The sequence below is a fragment of the Moorena sp. SIO4A5 genome (assembly GCF_010672005.1).
Classification (GTDB): Bacteria; Cyanobacteriota; Cyanobacteriia; order Cyanobacteriales; family Coleofasciculaceae; genus Moorena.
The window spans coordinates 1-7,910 of the sequence record NZ_JAAHHZ010000223.1; the positions used below are offsets into that span (position 1 = coordinate 1).

Consider the following 7,910-nt stretch of genomic DNA (forward strand, 5'->3'; position numbering starts at 1 on the left):
GTCTGATTGAGTTGAATTTCCCCCCGCTGCCCCTCTTGGGAAGTGCCACTGTGACCAGCAAAAAACAGAATATCCCACCCCTGCTCCCATAACTGCTGATTCAACTCCGATGCCTGGGGTTCCTGCCGCCAGGTAATTTGTGCTCCCGCCTGACCCGCCAACTCCTCCAACGCCTGCTGATCTGCTTGCTGGTTAAGATTGGCACCCTGACCCAAAATTGCCAGAATTTTCACCTTGCCCTTGGGGGTAATCTGGCGCTTAACAGGGTTGGGACAATCGTATTCAATGGCACTCAGGGCAACGTCGGCTTGGGCTTCCGCCAGTAAATCCCAGCGGTGCCAGGGAAACCGACGCAGCCAGGGATTATTGGTCTGTAACAGCAGTTGAAATTTTTTCCCCGAGCCCAATAACTTATCCCGAATCGAGCGAAACTCTGGGTCAGTATTGAGCCAGTGATTAAGACTCCCTTCCAAAACCTCAGCCCCTTGCCGACAAGCCGCAAAGGCTTCCCCCCGCTGGGATGAATTGGTCACCTGTTCGGGATTGGCACTCAGAGCACGAAATAGCATTTCCAAACTCAGATACCGTTGCTGCCAATGGCGATAACAGTTGAGTAAGTCTCGATTCCCCGACAACCGCCCTTTAATCCGAGTTTGGGACGGAGAATGAAGATCCCCTTGCCGAATTTCCAGGGTGGCATCAAACCCCTGCTCAATTTCTCCGTCTAATATTAACGTTAACAGCCTCTTCATTGATCTATTTTTGATTTAATAAGCAGTCAGCACGTAGGGTGCGTTAGGGGCGGACTTGCCCAGATTTTTCCCCTCATAGCCAACATTGGGATAGTCCGCCCCGTAACGCACCACCAGCATTGGGATAGTCCGCCTGACTTTAGCTCAAACCTGAAACCTTTCGGTTACACTAGCTTCACCTAAAGAAACCTTAATTCCGAAGTCATCTCCCTGTTGGGCATTAAACTGATATTGGATGAATTCATCATTACTTCTGGCGGTTACTTCGGTAAAAACATCACCGGTTGCAGTTAGTACCGATAGTTTCAAATTCGGAGGCAAGGTTAGTGCTTCACCCTTGGGATAAACCTGTGCTCGAACGCTGGCAGTTTCCTTATCAATTTTTCCAACAGTAATAATTAAAACGACAGGATTACCCGCTAGTTCTAGCCCTAAATCAAATAAATCAATTGGTTTAGCTCGTTCTTGCTGGTATTCGGTATTTCTAAATGCTGGTCTCAGTTGTTGTGGAGGCAGCAAATCGCTAACCGACTGCCAACCTACTTGAAAATTACCCTTCAACCATTCCCGTAAGTTCACGACATCTGACTCCGGCTCTGGTAATTGGTTAATTAACTGTTCAAGAGAATCGATTTTACTAATCTCCAAGCTTCCTCCCAGTGCAGTTTTGGCAAATCCTAGCAGTTTAGCTTGATTACTTGGTTGATTAATTTCTACTACCACATAACCAACTCGGTCTTGCCGACTTTCTGGTGGGATGTGACAAACTTGGTCACCAGCTAAAACAGGACGACATTCCAATTTACCCCAACCTTTAACCATCAAGTCGGATACATTCATTAGCGATCGCAGGGCTGGATTGCTGCTATCACTTGCTGCTAAATCGGTTTCTACTTCCAGACACTGTTGTAAGTAGAAATTTACTGCATAAACCGCTAATGTATTTAGGTAAACGTCTTGAGCTTTATCTGGTTCGTGCTGTTCCTGACTAAAGGTTTCTGCTAGTTGATACCAATCTCTGGTAATAGGCACAGAAAATGCTAATTTTTCCGTTAAGTTATTCATTGTTACTCTCTCGATAAATTGAATCTTCTTGGTCAGTTATTCCTGTAAGTATTCCTTAAACGTGTCAGCAAAATACTTGCAAGAGCGCCAGTAGAAACTTTGCACCGTTGACCATTGCTTTGGCTCTAACCCAACCGCGACAGCAGTCTCTTTCCAACTCTTCCGGTCTAGGTATAAAAGAGCTATAGTTCTGAAGTTGGCTTTAGGATGTCCCTTAACGTGTTTGCTGGCAAACAGCCCATCAGAGTCTTCTTCAATACACTGACGTATAAGCTGTGAAGGTAACGGAGTGTCTTCTGGTTGCGGAATAGTATCTAAATAAGTCATACCTGATTGATTGACTTTACCCCTATCGGAAGAGTTTATTGGTGCATCTAGTGAGCACTCCTTTACCCCTTTGGTATGTCGTTTCTTGGCATCAATCAACCGCCTCTTGAGGACGTAATTGACCCAGTTAATCACCGGAGCTCTCGGTTGATAAGTATCAATTTTTTTGAACACATACAACCAAGTCTCTTGAAGTGCTTCATCGTAAACCTCCTGAGGAGTGTCATATCTCCTGCGAGATAATCTGCCGGATGCTTGAATAATTTGAATCAGCCGAGTCAGGGCTAGACGACGGCCACGGCTTTTTGGGGAATGCTGTTGAGCTTCTATAGCTAGCTGTTGTAGTCGTTCCTCCAGTTGGTTCATAGGTTAACTCCATCTCAATCCATCTCCTGGATTTACCTTTCTAAATAACTAACGGTGGCCAACCCCGGATTCTATGCAAAGTCGGAAAAAATTTTTGAAATGGGCTCTCTAGCAGGATTTGGCATGGAATGGCTATTTGGAGATAGTTAACAAAAACAGATGAGGCTGTTGTTTTTTATCCCTGCCCATGTATAATCCTAAAACCATCAAGCGTTGGCTCGTCGGACTGATTGCTATTCCTGTAATCTGGTCAGCCTACTCCGAGTATGAAGGTAAACCCTTTACCAAAACCAGTGATGTGATCAATTCCCTTGTGCAAGTCACAGTATTAGTCGATGCCCTTCTCAAGCCAGAAGACTCAGATAACAACTAATTGTAGGCTTTTGGCTAGTTTTGAATGCGATCGCTAAACTGGCATCTTGGTAGAACTGGCATCTTGCCAGTTTCATTTCTTTGCTGATGTGGAACTGGCATCTTGGTGGAACTGGCATCTTGCCAGTTTCCTTATAGTTAACTAACTATATATTATCACCTGTATAATCGGAATAGATGGCGGTGCCAGTAAAACCCTTTGTGTAGTCCTCAACCACCAAGGTCAAGTCCTAGGTCGAGGAGAAGCCGATGCCTCCAATTATCACACCGTTGGTATCAAAACCGCTTTCGCCTCCATAGAATCAGCCATTCGCCTCGCCACCCAACAAGCTTCCGCTAAACTATCCATAGAATCGGTCACAGTGGAAGCCATTTGTTTGGGATTAGCCGGTGTTGGTCGTCCACGAGATAGAGAAGTAGTGCAAGGCTTCGTCCAACAGTTGTTGTCAAGTCAGACAATTCCCGTCACTTGGGCATTACTCCCCTCTAATGTTGTTATTTGTGATGATGCTTTGATTGCCTTAGTGGGGGGAGTAGGTAAGCCTGTGGGAGTTGTTGCGATCGCAGGCACTGGATCAATCGTTTTTGGACGCAATGCCCAAGGAAATACCAAGCGAGTTGGTGGCTGGGGGCATATCCTAGGAGATGTTGGCAGTGCCTATCACATTGCTGTCTCTGGATTACGAGCCGCGATCAACGCCTATGATGGCTTTGCAGTAACTAGTCTAACAATAACTAGTCTTCAGGAGCGCTTTACCACCCATTTTAACTTATCAAAGTTTAATTATATCACAGATGTCATCTATCGGCCAGGGTGGGGAGTCAAAGAAATTGCATCCTTAGCACCAATTGTCGATCAAGCAGCGGCTGAAGGCGATCAGGTAGCCATTAGCATTATCGAAGATACAGTTAATCAACTAGCAAAAGCTACCCAAGTTGTAATTGAAAGCGTCTTTACCCCTGACTCACAATGTGAAGTAGTAACCACCGGAAGTGTCTGGCATGGTCTTTCCTCAATCCGTCAGCAATTTGAATCATCCCTTGTCAGGCTTAGCCCTAATGCTAAAGTGATTTGGCCTCGCTATGAGCCTGCTTATGGTGCCGGTTTGTTAGGGTTGCGGAGTCTAGGCAATAGGCATGCTAGCAATAGGCAATAGGCAAGAGTAACCCACCCCACGGTCGAAGTGGGGTGTGGTCTTATTTAATTAATTGGGCAAATGTTGAGTAAACTCATCTAGGGAGTTAACCGTTAATGCTGTTGCCATCAACTCTTCTAGTTGTTCGAGAGTTAAGGCTTGAATTCTGACGGATATCTCTGAAGGAATCTCCGAAAATCGCAGTTTAAGGATGCGCTCTAAACTGCCTCGACGTTCTTGTTGGATGCCTTGTTCAATCCCTTGTTCAATCCCTTGTTCAATCCCTTGTTCAATCCCTTGTTCAATCCCTTGTTCAATCCCTTGTTCAATCCCTTGTTCAATCCCTTGAGCAAGACCCTCTTGTAAAATCTCTTGATACCAGGGTGATTCTCGTAATACTGTCATATCCCACCTCATGATTTGTTGAATTAAGGGTATCTCTAAAACAAAGCTAGCGAAGAAAGCTAACAATGGCTCTAGTTGATTCAAGGTTTGATCCGCCCGCAGAGCCTGCACCGCTGACCGCAATTTCGATTCACTACCACCTCCAAATAAGATCGGGACAAATGGAAATAGGGGAGGTAATGGTTGTTCTAATACTAATTCAGCCTCTACTTCCCACAGATTAATTACCCGATAATCTTGACGCGCCTTTAATCCCATGAATTCCCTGTCGTAACAGTCAACGATTGTGACTGTAGCTGGAGGTGGCAAGATGTTAATTAATACTGGATAAGCGGATAGGTTGTATTTCTCCTCAGCTAAGGCAACATAATTGCGCATTCGCTGAGGCATGTTCTGGTCATAGCGTAGTTGTAATTCATTGAGAATCAGAAATTCGGAGTGTTCAGGACTAGACGCTTTTACAATGACATCGCTTTCGCGACTAATCCATTGAAACTCAGCATCGAGTAACTGAGATGCCCGCACTTGGGAATTACCGGTTACCCATTGCACCCAAGCATTAGGAGCGAGACTGATTAGGCGTTTGCTACCAATATCTGCACGTTTTGTCATACAATTGATCCAATTAAGACTAATTATTGACTTACGCCCACCCCACGGTCGAAGTGGGGTGTGGTCTTATTTAATTAATTAGGCAAATTTTGACTAAACTCATCTAGGGAGTTAACGGTTAATGCTGTGGCCATCAACTCTTCTAATTGTTCGAGAGTTAAGGATTGAATTCTGACGGATATCTCTGAAGGAATCTCTGAAAATCGCAGTTTAAGGATGCGCTCTAAACTGCCTCGACGTTCTTGTTGGATGCCTTGTTCAATCCCTTGTTCAATCCCTTGAGCAACACCCTCTTGTAAAATCTCTTGATACCAGGGTGATTCTCGTAATACTGTCATATCCCACCTCATGATTTGTTGAATTCGAGGAAAACCCACCCCACGGTCGAAGTGGGGTGTGGTCTTATTTAATTAATTGGGCAAATGTTGAGTAAACTCATCTAGGGAGTTAACGGTTAATGCTGTGGCCATCAACTCTTCTAATTGTTCGAGAGTTAAGGCTTGAATTCTGACGGATATCTCGACAGGAATCTCTGAAAATCGCAGTTTAAGGATGCGCTCTAAACTGCCTCGACGTTCTTGTTGGATGCCTTGTTCAATGCCTTGAGCCACACCCTCTTGTAAAATCTCTTGATACCAGGGTGATTCTCGTAATACTGTCATATCCCACCTCATGATTTGTTGAATTAAGGGTATCTCTAAAACAAAGCTAGCAAAGAACGCTAAGAGCGGTTCTAGTTGATTCAAAGTTTGATCCGCCCGTAAAGCCTGCACGGCTGAGCGCAATTTCGATTCACTACCACCTCCAAATAAAATCGGGACAAATGGAAATAAGGGAGGCAAAGGTTGTTCTAATACTAATTCAGCCTCTACTTCCCACAGATTAATTACCCGATAATCTTGACGAGCCTTTAATCCCATGAATTCCCTGTCGTAGCAATTTTCAATAGTAACCGTGGTTGGAGGTGGCAAGATGTTAATTAATACCGGATAAGCGGATAGGTTGTATTTCTCCTCAGCTAAGGCAACATAATTGCGCATTCGCTGAGGCATATTCTGGTCATAGCGTAGTTGTAATTCATTGAGAATCAGAAATTCGGAGTGTTCAGGACTAGACGCTTTTACAATTACATCGCTTTCGCGACTAATCCATTGAAACTCAGCATCCAGTAACTGAGATGCCCGCACTTGGGAATTACCGGTTACCCATTGCACCCAAGCATTGGGTGCTAAACTGATTAAGCGTTTGCTACCAATATCTACAGGTTTTGCCATACAATACAATTGACCGAATCAAGATGAATGATTGACTTACACACACCCCACTTTGCAGGGCTGTTTATGGGGTTCAACTAAAATTTGATTAGTAAAGAGCTGGGCTTTTCAGACTTCCCAAACTTCCTGCTTCTTAAGATTCTTCGACTATAGACTCGCCCTCTATAGAATCGCCGTCTATAGGGTCTCCTAAATCGAAGATAATAATAAATTTTTCATCAGGCATCAGCCGTTTAAGAGCCTGCAAGTGACCCTCCGCATCAGAACGGTTCCGAAAACGACGAACAACCACCCGCTGCATCTTCGGCAATAACCTAATGAGCGCCCATGGATATAGGCGTTGAGAGTACGACATAAAATATTAGGTATCTCCTTAACTGGGGCTCCAGAGCCAGCCTGTAGCCGGGAGAAACTGTCGGCTGGCTCTTACCGTGGAACGTTTTAGCGCCCACGGTAATTTTATTATAACACAAATAATCTTTCATTATAACATTTTTTTGTAAAATTTTTGTAACAAATTTTTTCGGGAGTCGGGAGTCGGGAATCGGGAGTCGGGAATCGGGAATCGGGAATCGGGAATCGGGAGTCGGGAATCGGGAGTGGGAACAAATCCTGTGTACCTCACTCGTGATCAGAATTGCTATCGGTAGTGGGATTAATACAAAAGGGAACAGGGAGGGAGTAGTGGAGTGGGGAAAAATCCTGTGTTTTCAAGTATTAATTAATGCTTTTATAGCTATGTGCGATGGGAGCTTGGAGGCGCTGCGCGTTCGCGAAGCGTGGCCTACGGCCAATTGACTTTGGCCGGGCACCCTACGCGAACGATCATGCTCTTTATGCTCCTTTGGAGCCGCTACCGGATTGGCCTATGGCCACGCTACGCGATGAAGCTGAGGCCAATGGCCACGCTTTGCGTTCGCGTAGCGGAGGCCAATGGCCACGCTAAAAGCGAACGGCTTTGCCGAAACGCTTCCGCTAAAAGCGATCGCATTCCCGATTCCCGATTCCCGATTCCCGACTCCCGACTCCCGATTCCCGATTCCCGATTCCCGATTCCCGACTCCCGATTCCCGAAAATAATGGTCCGTGTAAGATTGTGTATCAGCCGGATAATCCACTCGATTGTGGTGCTCGTTTGTGGATTGAAACCTTCTGTGATATTCACTTTATTGGTGGTAGTTTTCCGGCTACTAGCTAAGTCGGTCAAGGGTTTTTATCGAATTCTTTTTGACAAGATTCTATATGATGATGCTTATTGTTATAAGCATATTGTAGAGGATACTTGCTAGAGTTAGAGATTTTATCCCAACTTATTCGATACCACTTCGATAAATTTATTGGGTCAACACTTTCGACCTGTGGTATAAAATCAAGGCCATAAGAAATTCCAGTTACATCTTCCAGTATATTACGCCGTACAACTCCTCTTAAACAAACTATAGAATCACTGTGAAACCCATATTTTTTACCTAAAATAGTATTTCCTTGCTTCTGGAAAATAAGATATAGATTAGAGCCTTTGTTCTGCTGGTAAAAATAGATGCCATCAGTAAAGCCTTCTACTCCAACTAATTGTCTCCACTTTTTTTCCCACTTAAGGA

The 7,910-nt window shown here is 44.7% G+C and carries 13 protein-coding genes and 2 pseudogenes; 5 read left to right on the forward strand and 10 right to left on the reverse strand.

From position 1 onward, the window contains the following. The 3 genes and pseudogenes from F6K57_RS32900 to F6K57_RS32910 all read right to left on the reverse strand — a co-directional run. A pseudogene (locus F6K57_RS32900) lies at nt 1–752 on the reverse strand (hypothetical protein); the annotation flags it as partial. 144 nt (nt 753–896) lie between these two features. After that, nucleotides 897–1,817, reverse strand: coding sequence for a DUF1822 family protein (locus F6K57_RS32905; RefSeq protein WP_293072209.1), 921 nt, complete (start codon nt 1,815–1,817; stop codon nt 897–899). A gap of 36 nt (nt 1,818–1,853) precedes the next feature. Further along, nucleotides 1,854–2,510, reverse strand: coding sequence for a hypothetical protein (locus F6K57_RS32910; protein ID WP_293072210.1), 657 nt, complete (start codon nt 2,508–2,510; stop codon nt 1,854–1,856). Nucleotides 2,511–2,697: 187 nt separating this feature from the next. On the opposite strand from F6K57_RS32910, the gene F6K57_RS32915 reads away from it, so the two are divergent. Beyond that, entirely contained in the window at nt 2,698–2,883 is a 186-nt protein-coding gene (locus F6K57_RS32915; RefSeq protein WP_293072211.1) for a hypothetical protein, read from the forward strand. Here F6K57_RS32915 and F6K57_RS32920 read toward each other — a convergent pair. After that, complete coding sequence (locus F6K57_RS32920; RefSeq protein WP_293072212.1) at nt 2,855–3,001, reverse strand: hypothetical protein; 147 nt, start codon at nt 2,999–3,001, stop codon at nt 2,855–2,857. The two genes, F6K57_RS32915 and F6K57_RS32920, sit on opposite strands and share 29 nt — an antisense overlap. A gap of 54 nt (nt 3,002–3,055) precedes the next feature. Between F6K57_RS32920 and F6K57_RS32925 the strand changes: the two genes are divergently transcribed. Continuing rightward, entirely contained in the window at nt 3,056–4,039 is a 984-nt protein-coding gene (locus tag F6K57_RS32925) for a BadF/BadG/BcrA/BcrD ATPase family protein (protein WP_293072220.1), read from the forward strand. Nucleotides 4,040–4,087: 48 nt separating this feature from the next. On the opposite strand, the gene F6K57_RS32930 is transcribed toward F6K57_RS32925, so the two are convergent. The 5 genes from F6K57_RS32930 to F6K57_RS32950 all read right to left on the reverse strand — a co-directional run bounded on the left by F6K57_RS32930 (nt 4,088) and on the right by F6K57_RS32950 (nt 6,934). Further along, entirely contained in the window at nt 4,088–5,035 is a 948-nt protein-coding gene (locus F6K57_RS32930; protein ID WP_293072213.1) for a DUF4351 domain-containing protein, read from the reverse strand. A 74-nt stretch (nt 5,036–5,109) separates the two neighbouring features. Next, a complete protein-coding gene (locus F6K57_RS32935) occupies nt 5,110–5,373 on the reverse strand; it encodes a DUF4351 domain-containing protein (RefSeq protein WP_293031499.1) in 264 nt (87 codons plus the stop codon). Nucleotides 5,374–5,445: 72 nt separating this feature from the next. Further along, nucleotides 5,446–6,309: a DUF4351 domain-containing protein gene (locus tag F6K57_RS32940; RefSeq protein ID WP_293072214.1), complete on the reverse strand. Its 864-nt coding sequence runs from the start codon at nt 6,307–6,309 to the stop codon at nt 5,446–5,448. 133 nt (nt 6,310–6,442) lie between these two features. Further along, nucleotides 6,443–6,664 (reverse strand): hypothetical protein, encoded by a 222-nt coding sequence (locus F6K57_RS32945; protein ID WP_293072215.1) that lies wholly within the window; start codon nt 6,662–6,664, stop codon nt 6,443–6,445. Between the two features lie 129 nt (nt 6,665–6,793). Beyond that, entirely contained in the window at nt 6,794–6,934 is a 141-nt protein-coding gene (locus F6K57_RS32950) for a hypothetical protein (RefSeq protein ID WP_293072216.1), read from the reverse strand. A gap of 120 nt (nt 6,935–7,054) precedes the next feature. Between F6K57_RS32950 and F6K57_RS32955 the strand changes: the two genes are divergently transcribed. The 3 genes and pseudogenes from F6K57_RS32955 to F6K57_RS32965 form a co-directional block, all read left to right on the forward strand. After that, nucleotides 7,055–7,255 (forward strand): hypothetical protein, encoded by a 201-nt coding sequence (locus F6K57_RS32955; RefSeq protein WP_293072217.1) that lies wholly within the window; start codon nt 7,055–7,057, stop codon nt 7,253–7,255. Further along, nucleotides 7,243–7,389 carry a hypothetical protein gene (locus F6K57_RS32960; protein WP_293072218.1) on the forward strand — a complete coding sequence of 49 codons (147 nt, stop codon included), beginning with the start codon at nt 7,243–7,245 and terminating at the stop codon, nt 7,387–7,389. The genes F6K57_RS32955 and F6K57_RS32960 overlap by 13 nt, the downstream gene beginning before the upstream one ends. 1 nt (nt 7,390) lies before the next feature. After that, a pseudogene (locus tag F6K57_RS32965) lies at nt 7,391–7,507 on the forward strand (DNA-binding protein); the annotation flags it as partial. A gap of 5 nt (nt 7,508–7,512) precedes the next feature. On the opposite strand, the gene F6K57_RS32970 reads toward F6K57_RS32965, so the two are convergent. Further along, nucleotides 7,513–7,910: hypothetical protein (locus F6K57_RS32970; RefSeq protein ID WP_293072219.1), on the reverse strand; the 398-nt coding region annotated here is incomplete at its 5' end.

What these genes read in the sequence shown, in the direction of transcription:
- F6K57_RS32930 (WP_293072213.1), bottom strand. Translation starts at nt 5,035, where the DNA reads ATGACAAAACGTGCAGATATTGGTAGCAAACGCCTAATCAGTCTCGCT.
- F6K57_RS32920 (WP_293072212.1), bottom strand. Translation starts at nt 3,001, where the DNA reads ATGCCAGTTCCACCAAGATGCCAGTTCCACATCAGCAAAGAAATGAAA.
- F6K57_RS32915 (WP_293072211.1), top strand. Translation starts at nt 2,698, where the DNA reads ATGTATAATCCTAAAACCATCAAGCGTTGGCTCGTCGGACTGATTGCT.
- F6K57_RS32905 (WP_293072209.1), bottom strand. Translation starts at nt 1,817, where the DNA reads ATGAATAACTTAACGGAAAAATTAGCATTTTCTGTGCCTATTACCAGA.
- F6K57_RS32940 (WP_293072214.1), bottom strand. Translation starts at nt 6,309, where the DNA reads ATGGCAAAACCTGTAGATATTGGTAGCAAACGCTTAATCAGTTTAGCA.
- F6K57_RS32945 (WP_293072215.1), bottom strand. Translation starts at nt 6,664, where the DNA reads ATGTCGTACTCTCAACGCCTATATCCATGGGCGCTCATTAGGTTATTG.
- F6K57_RS32910 (WP_293072210.1), bottom strand. Translation starts at nt 2,510, where the DNA reads ATGAACCAACTGGAGGAACGACTACAACAGCTAGCTATAGAAGCTCAA.
- F6K57_RS32935 (WP_293031499.1), bottom strand. Translation starts at nt 5,373, where the DNA reads ATGACAGTATTACGAGAATCACCCTGGTATCAAGAGATTTTACAAGAG.
- F6K57_RS32955 (WP_293072217.1), top strand. Translation starts at nt 7,055, where the DNA reads ATGGGAGCTTGGAGGCGCTGCGCGTTCGCGAAGCGTGGCCTACGGCCA.
- F6K57_RS32960 (WP_293072218.1), top strand. Translation starts at nt 7,243, where the DNA reads ATGGCCACGCTAAAAGCGAACGGCTTTGCCGAAACGCTTCCGCTAAAA.